Here is a 285-nt window from a genome sequence, read left to right on the forward strand (position 1 = left end):
TACAGCGAGCACAATATCAGCAAAGATAAGCCCCTGACCAGAATGCAGCTATGGCTGGACGCCTGCCCGCAGCGCGAAAACACCTGCGTGCAAAAAGCGACGCTGAATGCCGGCAAACATCAACTGCTTGCTTCACCGGACGGTGAACAGGGTAGCCTGCATCTTCGCCAGCAGGTCTGGGTACATCATGTTGAGTTGCAAAAAGGTGAATCACTGAGTTTTCAGTTACATGGACCTCGCGCGTATTTGCAGTCGATCCATGGCACGTTCCACGCGGTCACTTCA

General features: G+C 53.3%; 1 pseudogene. It reads left to right on the forward strand.

The features are described 5' to 3' along the window. A pseudogene (locus tag FDX22_RS08660) lies at window positions 1-285 on the forward strand (pirin family protein); the annotation flags it as partial.

Origin of the sequence: Citrobacter sp. TBCS-14, from assembly GCF_005280805.1 — a bacterium.
GTDB lineage: Bacteria > Pseudomonadota > Gammaproteobacteria > Enterobacterales > Enterobacteriaceae > Citrobacter > Citrobacter gillenii.